This window comes from Corallococcus sp. CA041A (genome assembly GCF_003612075.1).
Lineage (GTDB): Bacteria > Myxococcota > Myxococcia > Myxococcales > Myxococcaceae > Corallococcus > Corallococcus exiguus.
The window spans coordinates 1-19317 of sequence record NZ_RAWF01000191.1 but is presented as its reverse complement, the minus strand read 5'-3'; the positions used below and the strand labels follow the sequence as shown (position 1 = coordinate 19317).

19 protein-coding genes and 1 other RNA gene are annotated in these 19317 nt (G+C 67.2%); 15 read left to right on the top strand and 5 right to left on the bottom strand.

From position 1 onward, the window contains the following. The first annotated feature begins 159 nt into the window (after positions 1 to 159). The 5 genes from ssrA (at position 160) to D7V77_RS28825 (ending at position 5356) form a co-directional block, all read left to right on the top strand. Positions 160 to 523: a transfer-messenger RNA gene (gene ssrA, locus D7V77_RS28845) on the top strand. Positions 524 to 1057: 534 nt separating this feature from the next. Next, entirely contained in the window at positions 1058 to 1591 is a 534-nt protein-coding gene (locus tag D7V77_RS28840) for a hypothetical protein (RefSeq protein ID WP_120579509.1), read from the top strand. A gap of 9 nt (positions 1592 to 1600) precedes the next feature. Continuing rightward, positions 1601 to 2617 carry a hypothetical protein gene (locus D7V77_RS28835; RefSeq protein ID WP_199733909.1) on the top strand — a complete coding sequence of 339 codons (1017 nt, stop codon included), beginning with the start codon at positions 1601 to 1603 and terminating at the stop codon, positions 2615 to 2617. Between the two features lies 1 nt (position 2618). After that, the gene (locus tag D7V77_RS28830) at positions 2619 to 3932 is read left to right on the top strand and encodes a Dyp-type peroxidase (protein WP_120579507.1); all 1314 of its coding nucleotides are present in this window, start codon (positions 2619 to 2621) and stop codon (positions 3930 to 3932) included. Next, positions 3929 to 5356: an NAD(P)/FAD-dependent oxidoreductase gene (locus D7V77_RS28825; protein ID WP_120579506.1), complete on the top strand. Its 1428-nt coding sequence runs from the start codon at positions 3929 to 3931 to the stop codon at positions 5354 to 5356. Before D7V77_RS28830 ends, D7V77_RS28825 begins: the two co-directional genes overlap by 4 nt. Position 5357: 1 nt before the next feature. On the opposite strand, the gene D7V77_RS44985 is transcribed toward D7V77_RS28825, so the two are convergent. Continuing rightward, positions 5358 to 5654, bottom strand: a complete 297-nt coding sequence (locus D7V77_RS44985) for a transposase (protein ID WP_233597307.1) — start codon at positions 5652 to 5654, stop codon at positions 5358 to 5360. A 930-nt stretch (positions 5655 to 6584) separates the two neighbouring features. Here D7V77_RS44985 and D7V77_RS28815 point away from each other — a divergent pair. Further along, the gene (locus D7V77_RS28815) at positions 6585 to 7214 is read left to right on the top strand and encodes a hypothetical protein (protein ID WP_233597306.1); all 630 of its coding nucleotides are present in this window, start codon (positions 6585 to 6587) and stop codon (positions 7212 to 7214) included. Between the two features lie 381 nt (positions 7215 to 7595). Here D7V77_RS28815 and D7V77_RS28810 read toward each other — a convergent pair whose 3' ends face one another. Continuing rightward, positions 7596 to 8876 (bottom strand): glycosyltransferase, encoded by a 1281-nt coding sequence (locus D7V77_RS28810; RefSeq protein WP_158624510.1) that lies wholly within the window; start codon positions 8874 to 8876, stop codon positions 7596 to 7598. Positions 8877 to 9028: 152 nt separating this feature from the next. On the opposite strand from D7V77_RS28810, the gene D7V77_RS28805 reads away from it, so the two are divergent. The 6 genes from D7V77_RS28805 (at position 9029) to D7V77_RS28790 (ending at position 12309) form a co-directional block, all read left to right on the top strand. Further along, complete coding sequence (locus D7V77_RS28805; protein WP_233597305.1) at positions 9029 to 9478, top strand: transposase; 450 nt, start codon at positions 9029 to 9031, stop codon at positions 9476 to 9478. A 4-nt stretch (positions 9479 to 9482) separates the two neighbouring features. After that, positions 9483 to 9629, top strand: a complete 147-nt coding sequence (locus D7V77_RS43880; protein WP_158620536.1) for a hypothetical protein — start codon at positions 9483 to 9485, stop codon at positions 9627 to 9629. A gap of 548 nt (positions 9630 to 10177) precedes the next feature. Beyond that, positions 10178 to 10561: an NlpC/P60 family protein gene (locus D7V77_RS44980; protein ID WP_233597304.1), complete on the top strand. Its 384-nt coding sequence runs from the start codon at positions 10178 to 10180 to the stop codon at positions 10559 to 10561. 18 nt (positions 10562 to 10579) lie between these two features. Beyond that, positions 10580 to 10717, top strand: coding sequence for a hypothetical protein (locus D7V77_RS44975; RefSeq protein WP_233597303.1), 138 nt, complete (start codon positions 10580 to 10582; stop codon positions 10715 to 10717). A gap of 632 nt (positions 10718 to 11349) precedes the next feature. Beyond that, positions 11350 to 11979, top strand: a complete 630-nt coding sequence (locus D7V77_RS28795; RefSeq protein ID WP_120579502.1) for a hypothetical protein — start codon at positions 11350 to 11352, stop codon at positions 11977 to 11979. Then, positions 11980 to 12309 carry a hypothetical protein gene (locus D7V77_RS28790; protein WP_233597302.1) on the top strand — a complete coding sequence of 110 codons (330 nt, stop codon included), beginning with the start codon at positions 11980 to 11982 and terminating at the stop codon, positions 12307 to 12309. It begins immediately after the preceding gene. Here the strand turns inward: D7V77_RS28790 and D7V77_RS28785 are convergent. Next, positions 12267 to 12635 (bottom strand): DUSAM domain-containing protein, encoded by a 369-nt coding sequence (locus tag D7V77_RS28785; protein WP_120579501.1) that lies wholly within the window; start codon positions 12633 to 12635, stop codon positions 12267 to 12269. The two genes, D7V77_RS28790 and D7V77_RS28785, sit on opposite strands and share 43 nt — an antisense overlap. Positions 12636 to 12639: 4 nt before the next feature. Continuing rightward, the gene (locus D7V77_RS28780; protein WP_233597301.1) at positions 12640 to 13062 is read right to left on the bottom strand and encodes a hypothetical protein; all 423 of its coding nucleotides are present in this window, start codon (positions 13060 to 13062) and stop codon (positions 12640 to 12642) included. A 1413-nt stretch (positions 13063 to 14475) separates the two neighbouring features. Between D7V77_RS28780 and D7V77_RS28775 the strand changes: the two genes are divergently transcribed. Both D7V77_RS28775 and D7V77_RS28770 read left to right on the top strand, forming a co-directional pair. Further along, entirely contained in the window at positions 14476 to 16200 is a 1725-nt protein-coding gene (locus tag D7V77_RS28775; protein WP_158624509.1) for an FG-GAP-like repeat-containing protein, read from the top strand. Between the two features lie 314 nt (positions 16201 to 16514). Next, on the top strand, positions 16515 to 18155 hold the full coding sequence (locus D7V77_RS28770; RefSeq protein ID WP_147452190.1) for a hypothetical protein: 1641 nt from the start codon (positions 16515 to 16517) through the stop codon (positions 18153 to 18155). Positions 18156 to 18183: 28 nt separating this feature from the next. Here the strand turns inward: D7V77_RS28770 and D7V77_RS44970 are convergent, their stop codons facing one another. Next, complete coding sequence (locus D7V77_RS44970) at positions 18184 to 18372, bottom strand: DUF1615 family protein (protein WP_233597308.1); 189 nt, start codon at positions 18370 to 18372, stop codon at positions 18184 to 18186. A 308-nt stretch (positions 18373 to 18680) separates the two neighbouring features. Here D7V77_RS44970 and D7V77_RS28760 point away from each other — a divergent pair, with 308 nt between their 5' ends. Then, positions 18681 to 19052: a hypothetical protein gene (locus tag D7V77_RS28760; protein ID WP_120579498.1), complete on the top strand. Its 372-nt coding sequence runs from the start codon at positions 18681 to 18683 to the stop codon at positions 19050 to 19052. Positions 19053 to 19317: the final 265 nt, after the last annotated feature.

Sequence of the window (19317 nt, the reverse complement as noted above, 5' to 3'; positions counted from 1 at the left end):
TGGGGGGACTCCGGAAGGAAGGGGCTGCCTGAGGGGCAGGCAGGGGAGGGAATGTCGCAGGAGTGACCGCCGTGCCTTCAGGAGGATTGACGGAGGGCGTTCAGCGGTTAATGTAGGACGGGTGCGGAGCAGCTGGGGCCGCATGACGTACATCGAACCGGGGGCGACCTGGCTTCGACGGGGGCAATGACGTTCGAGACGCGTGCCGAGCTTGTTGGGTGCTCGTAAAACTGCCGACAACATCACAAAAGCCAACGACAACGTTGAGCTCGCGCTGGCTGCCTAATTAGCAGTCTTTAGTGCGCGGTCCCCCTGCTCTCGGTCCGTGGGGTGGGGATGGGCCGTCATAATGCGGACTGGTCGCCAAGGGTGCCTGGGCCCGAGGTGACGAGATCTTTCCAGGACCGGCATCAGGTATCCCGTCCGTGGGAGCCCTGGTGACGTAGCAAATCGCGGACTACGCACGTAGGGTCGAAGAGCCGACGGCTTTCGGACGAGGGTTCGATTCCCTCCGCCTCCACAGTGAAAGAGCCTGGCAATCCAGTACGGGTTGCCAGGCTTTTTCTTTGGCTGCGTTTCCGCATGGGCCCTCAGCGGTGAGCGTCAATGTAGTTGTCGCGTGAAAGGGTTCAGCCGATGCGCTTTAGTTCCTGCACTTCCTGTGAGGGGTTGAGGCGCACGCGGACTGGATCATCGACCTGGGGCCAGGCGCAGGCCACGCCGGCGGGCGGATCGTGTTCGAAGGCACCCCGGCCCAGCTGGTCGCGAAGCCTTCAACCCTGACCGGCAAGCACCTCGCGGCGTACGTTGGCTGACCGGTGTCGCGGGCCCGTGGGCTCCGCGTGGGGTACCGGGCAGCGGCCCCCTCCTCTGCCTGGCAGGGATGGCATGGCGTCCCTCGCACCGAAGCACGCGCTGCCGGCCGCGGCATGCCTTCGCGGCCCTGCGTGCCGAGACGACGGGACAGCCTGTGCTCTCCCGCTCGAAGGCGATGCCGTACTTGCAGGTGCGGATCCCCACCCCGAGCTTGAAGTGCACGAGCAAAGGGAGACGGGCGATGGAGATCAAACCCCAGGCCATGGCGATACCCAGGTCGACGGACCACCTCGAGAAGGGAAAGTACGGTCCCATCTTCCCGAAGACCCCCGCCTGTTATGGCTTCACGATCGTCGCCAACGTCAAGCCGGGGCGCGCCGATACGCTGCGCGGCTACGGCCAGAGTCTGGCCGAAGCGCTCAAGGGCGCCCCTGACCTTCTCGCACCGCTCAAGCTCCACTACCTCCGCTGGGTGCTCTTCGATGACGACACCCGGTTCATGTATCAGGGCATCTTCGATACCGACTTCGACAAATACACCGAGGACGCGGTCGTTCTCTTCACGAAGTCAGGCATCAATACCGCCTTCGAGAACCTCGAGGGGTTTCCCCTGGACTGGAAGACCAACGCGCCTGCGTTCGTCAAGTTCCTCCGGGACCATCAGTGCACCAGCTTTCTCGAATACGGCGAGTATCCGTACTTCACGAGCGATGAGATCAAGAAGGCCCTGAAGCTCAAGGCCTCGTTCACCGAGATGCTCGAGCAGATGCAGTAGGGACCTGTCATGAGCGAGCCATCCGGGCGGACCTACAACCAGAACCACGCGCCGAGGAAATACTCGAGGAGCCATCGGCGGGTCAGCGTCTACACGTCCTGGAGCTACCCCGGAGAAGCCAATCGCAACCCCGCCGAGATGGACAATCGGTTCTCGACGATGACCGAGGTCCGCCGGGTGCTCTGGCCCAACTATGAGTCCCCGCAGTGGGCGGATCCGCGGAGGTTCCAGCAGGGAATCGCGGGCTCCCTGGAGCTCTTCTTCTGGGCGTGGGTGAAGTTCCAGCAGGTCATCGAAGAGGTCACCGGGCACAAGGTGCCCATGTTCCAGCGGGTCGACCAGGCGGGCTTCCCCCTGCCGCTCGACGAGCGGGTCCTCGCGGATGCGGACACGCTGCTCGTCTTCGGGCTGGACCACGATGTCACCGAACAGGTGGCCGCCCCGGAGGAGATAGAAGCGGTCCGCGCATTCCTCGAGCGCGAAGGCACCTGTCTGGTGATGGGCCCGCACCACGACGTCGGGCACTCACCGGACCTGGACGAGCGCGCCCTGGAATACGCCCACCACGGCGACGCGCTGGTGCCGCGTCAGCAACGCTTCGGCGGCTATACGCGCTCATTGATGAAAGGGCTGGGAATCCCCGTGGAGAATCGCTGGGGTCTCCGTCCCGCCGTCGTTGAAGGAACGAACCGGAGCGTCCCGCTGACGGTGATGTCGGACCTGGACACGCGCGGCTGGCTTACCGGGGTCCAGAACTTCAACTTCCACATGCACCTGCCGCACTACGCGGTCACCCAGGAGGATTCCCGTTCGGCTCGCGTCCTGGCGAAGCAGCCCATCGACCGGACCCGGCCCCATCCGTTCACGAACGCGGGAAACACCGAGTTCAATGCGCTGGTGTGGATGCCGCCGGGCGACGGCAGGGCCGGCGATGTACTGGTGGCTGATTCCACCATCTTCAGCACCTTGTTCGGGGCGGACGAGAGCCTCGTGCGCTTCTGGAAGAACCTCGCCACGGCCCATTGAGATGCTCGAACTGGACGACATCCAGAGCGGAGTGCTGCGGCCCCGGCCGTCTCCGTACGTCGCGACCTACATCCTCTTGCGCATCGACGAACGGAGCGCGGGACGGGAGTTGATGAGGCGGCTCGGCTCGGTGGTGACCACGGCCGGCCATCCGAGCAGCCCGATGAGTGACGGCGGGCTCGGCGTCGCGCTCACGTATCACGGGCTTGAGGCGCTGGGTGTACCGCAGGACTCCCTGGACAGCTTCGCGTGGGAGTTCCGGCAGGGCATGGCCGCCCGGGCGAAGGCCCTGTACGACGACGGTGAGAGCAGCCCCGAACACTGGGAACCTCCGCTGGGAACGAGCGAGGTTCACGTCGTGTTGACAGCGCTTTCGCCGGATCAGGCCCGGCTCGAAGCCGCGCTGGACCGCGCGCACACGGCTCTGCGGGAGCTTGGCGGCATCCAGGCCATCTGGCGTCAGGATTGCCACGCACTGAGCACGGGCAAGGAGCCGTTCGGGTTCAGGGACGGCATCAGCCATCCGGCCGTCGAGGGGAGCGGCATTCCAGGGAGCAATCCCCATGAGGCGCCGCTCAGGTCGGGCGAATTCGTCCTCGGCTACCCTGATGAGACGGGCGGCGTACCTCCGATGCCCCGGCCTGACGTCCTGGGGCGCAATGGAACGTACGTCGCCTTCCGCAAGCTTCATCAGCGGGTGGCCGCGTTCAGGCAGTACCTGAAGAACGCCGCGAACAGCCCGGAGGACGAGGAGGTCCTGGCAGCGAAGATGATGGGGAGGTGGCGGAGCGGCGCGCCGCTGGCGCTGTGCCCCTACCATAACGCTCCCGGCCTGGGCGCCGATGCGTCGCGCAACAATGACTTCCACTATTCAGATGACCCGACCGGATACAAGACGCCTCGCGGGTCGCACATCCGGCGAACGAACCCCCGCGACGCGTCTGTCGCTGGCGTGGTCAGGCTCCATCGGATGATCCGGCGCGGAACCGCCTACGGCCCCGAGCTGCCCGACGGAGTCCTCGAGGACGATGGCGCCGAGCGAGGGTTGATGTTCGCCTTCATCGGCGCGCACCTCGGACGGCAGTTCGAGTTCGTGCAAGCGGAGTGGGCCAACGGCGGTGACTTCCTGGGGCTGGGCGACGCGAAGGACCCCGTCGCTGGCGCGCACGACGGAGCGGGCGCCTTCTCCTTCCCGAACCGGCCCATCCCCAGGCGTCTGCAGGGCCTTCCGCGGTTCGTGGTCACGCGCGGAGGCGAGTACTGCTTCATGCCCGGGCTGCGCGCGCTGCGGTGGCTGGCGGAGCTCCGGACATGAATGGTTCAGCGCCCATGGACGTCGTGGTCATCGGTGCCGGACCCGCGGGACTGCTCGCGGCGCTCCGCGCTGGCGACCTGGGCGCCCGGACCGCCCTGGTCACCCGCGACGCGTTCGGCGGCATGGCGGCCCACGACGGACCGGTTCCGGTGAGGACGCTGGCGCAGGCGGCGCGGTTGCTCCGCGACGCCCGGCAACTGGGGCGCTATGGCATCGCGGTGACAGAGCCCGTGCTGGACTACGAGCGGCTGCTCAAGCGCGTGCGCGAAGTGGCCGGCGACGTTCGCACTCACGCGGCCCTGCGTGAGCAGATCGCCGCGGCGGGGGTCACCGTGCACGAGCACGTCGGCGCCGCGCGCTTCGTGGACCCGCACACCCTCGAAACCCAGCGCGGGCTCCGGTTTCGAGCGGAGAAGTTCATCCTCTGCACCGGTGGCGTGAGCCGGCGCCTCCCCATCCCGGGATTCGAGCTCACGAAGACCCACAGCGATGCGTGGAGCCTGACCACTGTTCCGCCGTCGATGGTGGTCGTCGGCAGTGGCGCCACGGGAGTCCAGGTGGCGTCGGTCTTCGCCGCGTTCGGCACACAGGTTCAGCTCTTCGAGGCGGGAGCACGCATCCTGCCGACCGAGGACGAAGACGTGTCCGCCGCCGTCGCGGAGTCCTTCCGTCAGGCCGGTATTGTGGTGCGCGAGGCCTTCGGCACGATTGAACGCTTCGAAACGACACCAGGGGGCGTGCGGATGGTCTTCTCCAGGGACGGCGTGCGAGACAGCGCCGAGGCCGCGCTCGTCGTCGTCGCCGTGGGCTGGAGGGCTGACACCTCCGCGCTCAACCTCGCGGCCGCGGGCGTCGAGACCGACTCGCGGGGTTTCGTACGCGTCGATGCCCAGCTGCGCACCTCCGTGCCGCACATCTTCGCCGCCGGAGACGTGACAGGGCGCCGGATGCTGGTCCCCCAGGCGTTGCAGGACGGGTTCGTCGCGGGCTCCAACGCGGCACGAGCACCGATGATCTCCGTCACGGACGAGGTGTGTCCGATTGGCAGCTTCACCGATCCCGAGTACGCGCAGGCGGGCCTGACCGAAGCGAAGGCACGTCAAGCGCACGACGTCGTGGTGGCGGTGGTCCGCTTCGACTCGACGACGCGGACCCTCATCGATGGTCGAACGACCGGGTTCTGCAAGCTCATCGTCGACCGCGCCACGCGGAAGCTCCTCGGCTGCCACGTGGTGGGTGAGCGGGCGGTCGATCTGGTCCAGACCGCGGCGATCGCCATCGCCGCGGGGATGCGGGTGGAGGAACTGGCTCGAGTTCCGCTCTCGTTCCCCACCTATACCGGCGTCCTGTGTCGTGCGGCGGCCATCGCCGCCCGCCAGCTCCAGGTCGACGTGGACCGGGCTCGCCTCGCGGAGCTGCTTTGACTCAGCGTGGCCGTTCGGCCAGCACGAACGGGCGCAGCCGCTGCTGCAGGGAGTGCGCCTGGTATGTCTGCAGCGTGTCCTCGGGCCCTTGCGCGGGCAGGGCCCCTCTTTTCTCCAGCAGGCGTAGCACCCGGTGACGCGCCACCCGCAGCAGTCGCTCCACCTCTGCTTGCGTGGGCGGAGGCAACGGCTCGAAGCGCACGCCGCCCTCCCGCGGCACGAAGACGCCGTCCGGCACCAGCGAGTGGAAATGAGGAGTCACCTGCAAGGCGGAGCCGAAGAACTGGATGAACGACACGGCCCCGACCTGCCCACCACGTAGGCCATGCCGTCGTGGCCTTCCGGCGCTGCAGGGCGAACACCGCGCGCAGGAAGAGGGTGAGGACGTCCGAGAGTAGCCCCACGTCCTTGAGCAGCACCCACCGCACCCGATGCGGAAAGGACAGCGTCCACTGCCGGTAGGGAGCCCGTCACCCGCGGCTACACCCGGGCCATGGATGAGGCCGGTGCGGAGGCGGGGCTCGCGAGGTTCGAGGCCGCTCCTGCCTGATCAGAGCTGCCCCTACTCCATCGCATGACCCACCAGATCATGGTGGGAATCCAACTCCACTCGAAGTGGGGGATTCTCCGATGAAAACCAGTGAGGAGTCCTTGCTCCGCCTGGGCTGGCCTCTTGCTTTGCGGCTGGAGCATGGTGGGCGGTGTGGCCGCGGAGGCTCCCGTGCATGGCATTACGGGTTCAACGAGCCCTGCGCGCGAATGGCCTCTCACCTCTGGTCTTGGGAGCCTTCATGGCCAGGGGCCTTGGGCGGGCCCGGTTCCGGCACCTGCTCTGGACTTCTCCAGCCCTGTTGCAATTCGCTTCCTGGTGAAGGTGCAAATCCTGGCGATAGCGTTCACAAGGCAAACACTTGTTGCTCCATTGGTTTGCTTTGCTCTACCTTTCAAGGCGTCGCCACCGGCCCGGGCGACGTCAGTTCCTGGGAGTGCGAATCATTGTCCGCCCCCAGCGGCTGTCAGCGGAATCGCCTTGTCCCCGGATACCCGGTCCGCTCGGCAGCACCCACCCTTGAATGGAGATGAATCCGTGCGCGTTGTCTCGTTTCTCGCAATATTTCCTCGTTGGCTCGCTCTGGGGCTGAGTCTCTTTGGTGCTCAGGCCCTCGCGGGCTACGCGCCCATCCCGGACGGTTACGTTCTCCTCAGCACGGACACGACAAACCGATACGTGGTGGCGGGTGGCGCGCGGTTCTTCATCCCTCCCGCGCAGTGGAGCAATTATTCCTCCGCCAGCACGGTGGTGCTGTCCCAGGCCACCATCGATTCCTATGCGGAGATTCCCCAGGAGGGCACGCTGCTCCGCCAGATTGGCTTCTCTGCGATTTATGTCGTGGTGGGAGAGATGTTCTGGTGGATTCCGAGTCCCACGGAGTTGGACTACTGGGATGACTGGAGGACCGTCAACAACATCCCGAACGCTGGCTGGAGTGATACGTTCTTCAACTACTCCTACAAGGTCCTGGTCCAGGAGCGCACGGGGAGCCAGGTCTATCTCTGGATCGCGGGCGCCAAGTACCCCATCACCAATGCGTCGGACCTCGCCTACTACGGGGGCGCGTCCAGCGTGAAGATCGTCCCCTTGGGAACGCTTGCCGACAACACGCACGAGCCCTGGTGCGGCGCTCTCTTGCGCGAGCGCTCGAGCAGCACCGTGTATAGTCTGGGGTATATCAACTCCTCTCTCCCCGGTATGTATCGGTCGCCCGTGGCCGCCACCGCGCACGGTGAGGTTCCGGATGGCGCGCTGAGCTCCATCCCGGTGTTCACCCCCGGCGGATTCCTCAGCTGCATCTGGTAGCGACAAGCTCCCAGCGGGGGGCGGTCACCGACAGGAAGCAGGATGCGCCCGGGGCAGGCTTCCCCGGGCGCATCCCTGGAATGTTTCCTGCTTCGACCGCGAGAGGCTCAGCGCCTGGGACTCCATCGCCGGATCCGCGGTGAAGAACAGCGTACGGGTGGCTGGTTCATGAGGCCGTTGCCGAACGCGAGCGCCCAGAGGCCGTGATAGGGGGTAACTGCCCGAGGGGTCGATTCCCTCCGCCTCCACAGTGAAGGAGCCTGGCAATCCAGTACGGGTTGTCAGGCTTTTTCTTTGGGCCGAGCTCGGGGGCTGTCGGACGAGTTGGCCTCGCGCATGGCGCTGGACCCGGGGTTTCGCCACTTTTGCGCAGAGGGCTCCCTACGGGAACCACATGGCCCTGGGGGATAGCCACGAGAGTTCATTGCCGTAATGCATGCCTTCCACGGCGAACTGATAATTTCTTTCCCAGGTGATCATTGGCGCGCCGAGGACCAGTGTGACGGCCTCATTGAGGACGTCGGGACCTGTCCTGAACATCGTGAAATTCTTCGCCGTGAGAAACACCGGCATCTCCTCCGTCCACTTGTCGTGGTTTTCGCGCATCGTCTGGGTGATGAGCTGGAGGTCCTTGTCGGAGAGGTACAACGACAGGTAGTTCGCCATCGCCTTCACGTACGCATGGATGACCTTGGCCAGCTTGGGAGAATTCGGACGGGCGGCCATGCCCGCGTTGACGGGATGCCCGTTCTGCCACCGCAGAAGCGCGAAGCCGTGCTCGTTCAGCGGGAAGGAGATGTTCCTCTTCTTCCAATCCCGGGCCATGGGCATGTCCATGTCCAGGTAGAGGCCCCCGTACAGGTAGACAACCACCAGGCGCAGCACATCCGAAGCAGCCGCGGACGCGACAAAGCACTCGGCGCCCTCCATGCGGGGGCTGAGCCCGATTTCCTTCTCATAGGCATCGGTCCACATCGCCTGACAGGCCGCGGCCAGCGCCACGCTGGCATCGAACACCTTGCATCGGGACTTGCCGAAGAACTGCGAGTTGATGGCGTCCCAGCCGCGAACACGTGAGTCCGCCCAGACATACACCTGGAGGCCGGCGTCGAATGCGCTGATCCAGGTGTCCAGGGCCTTCATCCGGGCCTCGGGCAGCGCGCTCCCGAACCAGATGATGTGAAGCCGCGGCTGCTCGTCGCAGGTCAGCCGGCAGAGCGCCTGGGAGAAGGCCTCGCGTGAGACCTCGTTCTCGCGCATGGCCTGGAGGGTGGGGTGCGGGACCACGTCCTGGGCGTTGACCCAGACATGCTGGTTCGTGGTGCCACCCACGCGCACCTTCAGCGTAGGCGCATCCGACGGGCTGGCGAGCTGGCCGAAGAGCTTTCCACGCCCCTTCACTTCCACATGCATTGAATCCCTGAGAGGAAGGTTCGCGGGCTTCGTGAGCTCCCGGGCCGAGATCATCTCGACGGGCGGCAGGCTGGTGGACGTGGAGGACACCTGCCTCGGGGCGGTGCTCTTCTTTTCGACGACCCCTGAGGGCGTGGGTTTCTTCTTGAGGTAGGGCGTCTTGGGGGCTTCGAACTTGGGCGCGGTTGGAGCCTTCAGCGCTTCGCGGCAGGTGGCGCACAGACCATCATCTGTATCCTGCTGTTGCATGAATAACGGACACGGCCTGGGCGGTTCGTTGTATCGCTTGTTGAAGCACTTGCCCCTGATGCCCATGTTCACACCCCCGGCGTTTTCCTAGGAGGAGGGTGAGTATAGCGAAAGCTGTCCGTAGCGCTCCAGCCGACCTTCCGGTGCCCGCGGTGGTGCTGGTGCGCCAGAAGGGAATGAAGGAGCCGTGGTGTCTGGCCACCAGCCTGGGGGCTGTCAGCGCACGCCAGGTGGTGGACCTCTATGCCCGACGCTTCTCGTGCGAGGAGACATTCCGGGACGTCAAGGACTTGAGATTCGGGATGGGACTGTCCTCGGTGCGTGTGAAGAGTCCCGAGCGCAGAGACAGGCTGCTGCTGGTGAGTGCCTTGGCCCAGGTGCTGCTGACGCTGCTGGGCGCCGCTGGGGAGAGTCTGGGGATGGAAAAGGGCTTGAAGGCCAACACAGCCAAGACGCGCACCTACTCGCTCTTCCGGCAGGGCTGCATGTATTGCCAAGCCATTCCCATGATGAAGGAGGAACGATTGCGGCCTCTCGTCGAGCGCTTCGCCGAACTCCTCCATTGTCACCCTGTCTTCAAAGAAGCGCTTGGCTTCATATGAGGGGATGGCTCAGGACTGGATGGGCGCCGCGCGGCCGCAGCTGCACCAGGCGGTGAACCACGTCACGCTGCTGATGGGGGAGCGCACCTCTCGGCAGATGCAGCACGCCGCCAACGTGGTGGCCAAGGACGCAAGCCCTGGCCACCCCTGAGCCTCATCCCTTGCCGTGGCAGATCAAAAGGCCCAGGCTTGGCCGTTGTACGTGTACGTGCCCGATTCTCCACACTCATCACGGGCGAAGGCAAAGCATGCCGCGATGCTGCCGGCGTAGGCGGACGTTCGATAGCCCGCGCGAGGGCCGACGTCACACCAGACGTGGCAGATGTTGTCGGGTGGGAGGCCTGCCGCGAGAACCTTTGCGCTCTCGTCCTGGCGGGAGGGGGCAGCTCCCGCCAGCTCGCACTTCGCCTCGCATGCTTCGAATGCGGCAAAACATTCGTTTATGCCGCCCCCTTTTCGATAACAAATCCTCAGCTTTTCGCTGCACGCATCGTAGCAGTCGGCGGACGCTGATTGAGCTGAAGCACTATCCGCTCGCCCATCGCTGGCTTCTGCCGTTCCCTCTGCTTCAGGGCCGCCGCAGCCGAGTATCATCCCCACAGTCATCAGCCCGGCAATGATTGCCACTCGCATCCGTTTCTCCTGGTTTGAGGGTTGGTGCTGCCTCGCCAGGATGGCGCTGCCATTCGCGGTGAGCCAATGGGCACCCCTTCTCCGGGGAACACGTCGCAGTCCCCGGAGTCCACCGTGCCCATCATCACCTCGCAGCGCGCCGCCTTCCTCGCCCTCGTCCTCGCCCAGATGCATTCGCCCTACCGGTGGGGCGCAAAGGGGCAGCGCGTGCCAGCGGATGGCCCGCGCCTCTTCGACTGCTCCGGACTCGTGACGTGGGCGCTCAACCAGGTGGGCGGCCCGGACTGGCGGGCCACGCACAACACGGACCGCCTCTGGGACATCTGCGCGCCCGTGGCGACGGAGGCGGAGCTGCTGCCAGGCGACCTCGTGCTGTACGGGCGCGCGGGCCACACGACGCTTCAGGGGCGCCCGGTGACGCGTGACGACCCGAACCACGTCATGGTGTAAGTCGGAGCGGGCGTGGTGATGGGAGCCTCCGGAGGCGGGAGCACGACGCTCACCCTGGCCGATGCGGCTGCGGCTGGGGCGCGCGTGAAGACGCACCCGCGCATCGCCTACCGGAGCGACGTCCTGGGCTTCCGCCGGCTGCCCTTCACCTCCTGATGGGCTCGCCACCTCGATGCCGCCTGTGCGGCAGGCGTCTGGGCCAGTGCGACCACCCGCGCTGGCTGCCACGCCGCTGAGCCGCCCCTTCCTGCCAGTGCCGTGCAGTCCACCCGCACGCAACAACGCGCAGCATGAGCGCTTACTGCAATCAGGGCAGTGTGAAGCCTTGGGGAACGCAATATGGGCTCAGGGCGGGCTGATAGAACCAACAGCTCGTGCCTGGAGGACAATCCCCCCCATATACCCACGCCCCCTGGGCGTTACAGACCAGCCACCCACCACTGCCTGGTGCGCATGCGTATGAGATGGGCGTGCAGGCCCCCCCTACTACTTGGCCGGACGAGGCGCTTTCCTTCTGGCCGGCCTCCGTTGGCGCTCCGTAATTTGGGGTCGACGGCTGAAATGCAAGGATACCTAGGACAGCCAGCAGGATTGGGGCTGTTCGCATGATCCGCTCCTTCATTTGCTTGGCCATTCAGCGGGGGCGAAGCGCCGTCGGCTGATGGCCATGTTGGCATATCGCAAGTGACCTCAGGCGGAGGCAGGACCGAAGCCACCAAGAGGCGAGCCCCCCGCGAGGCGCCCCTTCTTCGTGGTGCAGCTCATCCGCCGCACCAGGAAAAGCGCCCATGTCCACGCCCACCCCCGCGCCGTACACGCCTCCGCCCGAGCTCATCGCCAGTGCCGAGAAGGCACTGGCCCAGGCCAGCCCCAGCAAGCTCGCCCTCGCCCTGATGCTGTACCACTGCTACGGCAGCGTCACCGGAGGACGCTCCGCGGTGACGGGCGCCGAGCTGCGCCCGTTCGAGAAGTGCTCCACACTGGTGCGCGCCGGCTGGCTCGCGGTCGCCGAGACCATCAACACGACGGCCGCGCGTCACCGACTGGTGGCCGAGCGCGAGGCGGCCCTCACCGAGCTGTACCAGATGCCTCGCCTGCAGCGCGTGGTGGCCCAGAAGCTGGCGGGCTACGAGCGGGGCCCGGGCGCTGAGCCCGCGGCGCGGACTGTGGCCCAGGAGCTGCGCCTGTCGGAGGACGAGGTGCTGCGGCTCCACCGACAGGCGCTGAAGCGGATGCGCGAGGCACTCGACGCCAAGGGGCTCGGGCCGGAGCTGCCCGCGCGCGTCTCCGGGAAACTGCGCCAGCGCCGCGCGGCCGCGCCTCGGGATGTGCGGCCGCGCCCGGTGGGGCAGGGCGCTCAGATGGGGCTCGCGCTCCCCGCAGTGGAGTCCCGCCGCCCGTCGGCGTGGGGCGCGTAGGTGCCCACCATCATCGCGGCGAAGGCGGGCACGTGCACGGCGGCCGGGTGCAGCGGGCGCATCCTCAAGGGCGAGTACGTGGAGTACTCCGCCGCCACCGGCACGCGGCACCTGGTGTGCGCGAGCGCCGAGCAGGGCAGGCGCCCCAACCTCCGCGCTGGGCTCTGCCGGTTGCGGCGCCCAGGTGGCCCCTCGCGAGGGTTCGCTCGTGCTGAAGGAGACGACTCGCGGGACCAGCTTCCAGAAGAAGTGGCTGGTGCTGTGCCCGCGGTGCGCGTGAGCGCCGGTCAGTCCAGGTCCTCCAACTCCAGCTCCGCCTGCTGCCGGTAGAGAGGCACCACCTCCACGGCGAGCAGGTCCTCCAGCAGCTTCCGGGCCCCGGCTTTATCGCCCGCCTTCGCGAGGTCCCCAGCCAGCATCCTCGTGCGCGCCAAGCGCATGGAGCCCTCGCGGATCCGCGAGCGAGCCTCGCGCAGAAGCGCGGTCGCAGTAGCCGCGTCTTGGACGGCGGCCTGTGCATCCGGCTCAGGGATGGCCACCTCGCGCGCAGTACGCAGCAGCAACTCCCGCACGTCTGGAGTGAGCGCCAGTGCTTCGCCGGCCTCGATGCGCGCAGCGAGCGCACGCACCTCGTCCCAGTTGATGTCCTGGCTCATGCCGCTACCGGCCCTTCCGTTGCCGGAAGCATCGGTCGTGCGGCCATTCCCCCTGCTGGCCCTCACAGAGGCGGAAGCAGTCGTAGCAAGAGCCTATCCAGTCCTGATTCTGGCACTTCTCGTACTCGTTCATGCAGTAGCGCTTCCACTCCGGCAGGTCCTCGCGGGCCAGCTCCTTGGCGACCCTGGCGCCGAAGAGGATTTCCTCTGCCTCGAAGTCCGTGGCCCCGCAGCGCGTGGGGTTGCCCGGGTGCGTCTTTACGCAGCAGCTCACCGTGGAGTCCTGGGGGCCGCACTGCGCCTGGGCCAGGTACACCGCAGTGGCGCTGGGCTCGGTGTCGCTCGCCCGCGCATGGGCACCGCCACCACAGCCCGCCCCCACCAGCGCGAGCGCCGCCACGAGCATGCCCAAGAATCGGGTGTTCAAACTGCGCATGCATAGCTGTTTAGATTCGTTTTTCTTGTGCTTCAATCCTTCTCAGGAGGGAGCCGGAGCCGCGCATGAAGGCCGGCCCCGGAGCACGCCGCCTCTACGCGATGAGCGCGGGCAGCCCGTCGGCCGGCAGCACCTTCTCGCGGTAGGCAGCGACCTCGGATGCGCCAGGGGAGACGGGCGTAACGTTGTTACGCTGCTTGGCGTCGTTCAGCGCTCTGGCGCCGCTGCTCTCACCTTTCCCAGAGGGGCCGTGAAGGGAAGTGCGCGATTCTCCAAGCCCAGGTCGGAGGGTTCGATTCCCTCCGCCTCCACAGTGAAAGAGCCTGGCAATCCAGTACGGGTTGCCAGGCTTTTTCTTTGCCGCCCCCTTCACGGTGGCTGCACGCGGGATGGCGACGGAGTCCGTGGTGGCCACCCCCATCGACGACAAAGCGCCCCGACGGGTGCTCTCCACGCACGCGCGGGCACGAGCGCCGAGGGTATCGGTTCTACCGACCTCCCTGGCTGATGGCTTCCGTCGCGCCTGCCACCCAGAGGATGGGGTCGGGGAAGCGAAGGGCCAGGAGCGCTAGAGGCACCACTCCTGGCTCTTCGAGGCCATCCCCGAGCCGGCAAACTCGGGTGCAACCAGCCCTCCTGCAAACTACCTCCGACAGCAACGCCAGGCGAGGGCCTACCGGGTGATGTCATGGATGCCCCCAGCGACAACGTGGCAGCTCGGGCGCCGCGCGATCACCGTGCAGGTCCGGCGGAACTCCTGAAACGACAGAGCTCCTTCTTCAGGGCCTGGAGGGGAGGGGACCTCAGTGGATGCGCGCTGGCGTCTCCTGTTCCCGCGCCGCCGGGTATGCGCGTGGCACGGCGGCCGGGGCCTTGGGCGCGTGGGCCACGCCCTCCTCTCGGTAGCGACGCACCAGCATTTCCAGGTGCCCTCTGCCCAGGGAGGAGGGCGTAGAGTCGCGAGAAATCCGCGGGGTCCTCCGGGTCGAAGCGGATGTGGAAGGCGCTGGCCAGGTCGCACGCCAGCCGCAGGTCGATGGGCAGCAGCTGGGTGAATCCGCGCCCCGTGCGCAGGTCCCTGGGGGACAGCTCCTGCAGCAGCGCCCTCGTCAGCTGCCAGGAACGCAGGAGGACCGCCGCGCCTTCCTCTCGCTCCCGTGGGACGACTTCCAGTGTCTCCGTCATGGTTCCTCCTCGCGGACGCGCAGCCGCAACGGAAGGATGTGGAGACCTGGCTGGCCTGACACCCGGCCCCCTGAAGTCCCCCCCAGACTCGCGCGAGCGACCGCCGCGCGGATTGGCAAGCACGTCCGTCATTTGGAGCGCTTCCAGGCCCGGACGGTAGACTCCGCCCCACTCGAAAGGGGTTCCGTCTTCCATTCCAACCCCTTGGGGAGAACCTTCGTGGCGTTGCTTCGACGTGTCCTGTGGCTCGCGGTGTCTGGAGTTGTCATCAATGGATGTGGTGGAGAAGTCCAGGCGCCCGTGCGGGAGCCGGACCTCTCCGTGAAGTCGGATGCGCTCTACTCCGAGAACGGAGTCCAGCTCTGGTCGCTCACGGACCCGGTCATCCCGGTCTGCTGGCTGACGCCCGGCTACGACGTGGACAAGCAGCTCATGAAGGAGTCCCTCGCGCGCACCTGGGAGTTCGAATCCCAGGTCCAATTCACCTGGACTGAGGGGTGCCCCACCACGGGCACCGCGAAGTACGTCCGCCTCGAGTTGATACCGAGCGCGCCCCCGGATAGCGGAGGAGGCATGGTGAGCGTGGGGATGGCGGGGGCCTTTCGCCTGCCATCGCAGGGCAGGTCGGGCTACATCGACCTGCCCGGGACCAACTTCTCGGGCCGGCTCAGCCGTCTGCAATATCTCGCCTCCCACGAGCTCGGGCACGTGATGGGCTTCAACCACGAGCAGCACCGCGACGACGCCCAGTCCCCGTGCAGCGCGAATGTGAACCTCGGCCAAGCGTACACCCGCTACGACCGCGACTCGCTCATGCAGTCCATGAACGCCTGCAACAGCAATATGTCCGAGGACCTGAGCGCGTTCGACAAGGTGGGCGTGGCCAGCGTGTATGGCCCGAGGCGCTGGACCGACCAGTTCGGGACCCAGGGTGAGACCCCCGGGGAGATCCTGCGCCAGTTGGCGGACGTGGATGGGGACGGAGACGACGAGCTCATCTACTTCCACGGCAACGGCGTGCGCGTGGCCGCGGCGAACGCCTCGCAGCGGACCTTCCAGGTGGCCCAGGTCTGGCTGGCGGACTTCGGAACCAGCGCGGGTTGGAGCGGCACCCTGCATCCCCGCTCCGTCGGCGACGTCAACGGAGACGGCCTGGCCGACATCGTCGGCTTCGGCGAGAACGGCGTCTCGCTCTCCTACTCCACGGGCTTCAGCTTCACGCCGGGCGCCTTCAGCTTCGTCGGCTTCCACCACGCCAGCCCGAACTGGCCGAGCGCCCTGGCCGCGCCGCGCATGCTCGCGGACGTCAATGGCGACGGCGCCGACGACATCATCGGCTTCAACGGCAGCGGCACCGTGGTCTCTCTGTCGCAGTGCACGGGAGCCCTGTGCGCCGCGAGCACGCAGTTCGCGGCCCCCGTGGTGGCCCTGGCCGCCTTCGGCAGCTCCGTCGCGCAGGGCGGCTGGGACGGAGTGCGCCACCCCCGCCGGGTCGCCGACGTGAATGGCGACGGCAAGGCGGACATCGTGGGCTTCTCGGAGTGGGGCGTCATCGTGGCGCTGTCCACCTCCACCGCGACCACCGCCTCCTTCGCGCCGCCGGCCCTCTGGGTCGCCGACTACGGAGCGGACCCCAGCGTGGGAAGCTGGGCCACGGCGGATTACCCGCGGTACCTGGGCGACCTCAACGCGGATGGCCGCGCGGACATCATCGGGTTCGGCCATGACTACGTCTGGGTCTCGTTCTCCACCGGCACGACGTTTCTCCCGGCGCAGCGGGTCCTGAAGAACTTCACCGTCACCGGCGGAAGCTGGCAGGCCGCCTTCCCTCGCTTCATCGGAGACGTGGACCACGACGGGAAGGTCGACCTGGTGGGAAGCCGCCCGCAGGGCACCCAGGTATTCCTGGGCAAGACGTTCGACGCGAACGCCCTCGCGCCGTAGCCCCCTCGGAGTCACCGGAGCGGCGCCGTCCTCGCGAGGACGCCGCTCCGGGCAGCACTCGCGGAGCATGGGAAGGACAGGAGCCCTCTTGGGCGTAGCGGGCGGGAGCAGCGTGAGACACACGCCAGATTGGCTCCTCTCCGCGTTCACCGTCCACCGCGGCGCGGTCCATCCGGACGCGGTCAGCGCGCAGGGAGCTGCTGGAAAATCCCGGGAAATTCAATGAGCCAGGGAAAAACGCCCACTGCGTATAGGAGGGCCGGGTCTGGGCTGAGGCCCGGCCGTCAATCCATTGCATGCCTCCCGGGACCGTCATGTCATTGCGCCGTCTGTCGTTGTTGCTCGTTCCCTCTTGCGCGGCCTGGCTGGGCTGCGCGGAAGCAGGGCCTCCCTCGGATGAGGTGAAGGGGCCGGACGTCGTGTGGAGCGACCCCCGCGAAGGCACCGCGACGGTCAGCGACGGGGACCTGCTGCCGGGCTGTGGCGAACCCGACGCGGGGCCGGTGGAGCCGGACGCGGGCGTACCCGACACCTCCGTGCTGGTGACGGCCGACTCCCGCTTCCATGCGAGCAGCGGCGTGACGGTGGTTCCCCAGGACCTGTCCACCCGCGACCTGGAGCTCCTCGTGCCCGACCCGAGCGGGGTGGGCCTCGACCGGCGCTCGGGCACGCCCGTGCCGGGCGGCATGCGCTTCGAGAACATCCCGGACGGGGAGTTCTTCGTCCGCTCCAACCACCTCTACTACCTGACCCGGGAGCGGCGCTTCGACCTGGGCGTCAACCGCGTGGGGCGTCCGGATGCCGTCTATTCGCCGGTCACCTACACGCCCGTGACGGCGGACCTGTCCCAGATGGATCCCTGGCAGGACTACGAGTCCATCAGCTCGCCGGGCACGCTCTTCCAGGTGGTCAGCGGCGACGTGGACCTGGCCGCGTCGCTCGACTTCACGGCGTGGCCCTCGGCCGGCACCACGTCCCATCAAGACCCGGACGCGTTCCTGACAGGCTTCACCGGCTACCCGCTGCCCGTCCTGGATCCGGCGAAGGGCGACCGGGTGTACGTCAACCAGCTCAATGCCGTGCCGTCCGGGACCCTGCCGAGCGGCGCGCCCATGGCCTACACCACGGTGACGAGCAGCCAGCACCTGCCGTCCTTCGCGTTCACGCCGGATGGCACCACGCCCCTGTCGCTGACGAGCAGCCTGCGGCCCACGCCCCGGAGCGAGTTCTCCATGGAGTGGCGCCTGTCCGAGTTCACCCGCTGGCGCGCGGACGTGAACCCGGACTCGACGCTCAGCCTGCCCATCTTCCAGGTGCTGCCCGTGCCGCACGGCCTGGAGGATGGCTGGGTGGGCTACCAGGGAGAGCTGCTCAATCTGACCCTGCCGCGCGGTGAGAACGGCGTCATCACGCGCCGGATGGCCTTCGGCAATCCCTATCCCGCCTCGTGGGGCGTGCTGGGGTACGCGACCTATACGTTCCGCGCGGGGGCCCCGGTCGTCGTGGGGGCCAGGGGGCACTACCCCACTGGCTCCATCACCGTCGTCGACCGGTTGGAGCACTTCATCGCGGGTCCCATCGTGCCGAAGATCTCACCGCCGCGGGAGGTGCGCATCGACGGCCTGGATGCCTACGTGTCGCGGTCGGTGGGCACCACCCAGCCGGTGGTGAGCTGGCGGCAGCCGGTCCTGGGCACGCCCCAGGCCTACAGCGTGACGCTCACCAAGCTCACCGACAGCTCCGTCACGCCGCCCGCGAAGCGCTTCTACGTGCCCGGCGACAGGACGTACCTGCGCCTGCCTCCCAACGCGCTGGAGCCCGCCTCCACGTACTTCCTGCGTGTGACGGCGGATGGCTCGCCGGGCTTCGAGCCCTGGCGTGCGCCCTCCATCAGCATGGAGCGGCTGCCCGGCTCCAGCGCGTCCACGTTCAGCGCCGCGTTCACCACGCCGTAGCCCGCGGAGTCCCGGGCGGGCCCGCCCGCTACCGCGCTGTCTGGCGGTGGCGGGTGAGGCACTGCGGGTGGCGCACGTCCACGGACCCGGTGAGCTTGCTGACCTGGGCTTGCAGCGCGGCGTTGCGTGAGCTGTAGACATCGCTGTTGGAGTCCGCGAAGAGCATCCGCGCTCTGGGGCGCCCCTCGCGCAGGGGCCAGGTGCGCACTCGCTTCACGTACGCCAACACCCGTCGCCTGCCTCCACACCTCCAGCACGAACGTCTTTTGGGTGGCAATGCAAGGCACACTCAGGGGCATGGGCGAACCACGTCGGAACGCCCGGTGTGGCAAGGGACTCATTCGCGTGAGAGCCCGCGACCTGGTTGTGGTTGCTGTTTCCGAGAAGCACTCGGACTTGAAATAGAGGTGAGGAGGAAATGCCGTCCCGCACGTTACTTCGAGCGGAAATGCAGAAACGCTTTCCGGAGCCCCACGCCCATCCTGGGCGCGGAGGCCTCAGCCAACGGCAAAAGGGGACAACACAATGAAGCGAGCGTCCATCGTTGTTTCGGCGGTGATGATGTCGGTCGGATTTGCCAGCACGGCCCTGGCGGCCCCCATCACCGTGAATGGCTACGTCTGCGCGGCGACGTACACCCGGCAACCCAACGTCACCTACGGCCAGGGCTACGTGGTCGTGCAGGTGAACACCGGGGCGAACTGCACAGGGAGCTTCGTCGGCAACTACTACTACCTGGGCTCGGGCGCCTCGGCCGCCGGCTACCAGTACAGCGAGGCCGAGCGCCTGGGCCTGTTCGAGCGCGCCACCCAGGCCGCCACCCAGGGCACGTCCGTCAGCCTGTACGTGGAAGGCGCGGGCATCGGCATCCTCAACACTACCTACCGCGGCAACTGACGGCGGACGGGCTATCGCGCTCCACTGACGAGTAGCCGCGCGGGGGACCGGCCTCGTTTCGGACCGGCAGAGTGATGGGAAGTGGTCGCGGGTGGGCACGTCAGCCCCCAATGTCAGGAAAGTTGTCGCCTCGGGGTTACGCGCCGAGCTGACGATGCCCTCCGCGCGCCTCGCTCACTGGCTTCGACGAGAGCATGGGAAGGACAGGCGCCCTCTTGGGCGTAGCGGGCGGGAGCAGGGCGGGAGGTGAGGGACGCTGACGGGG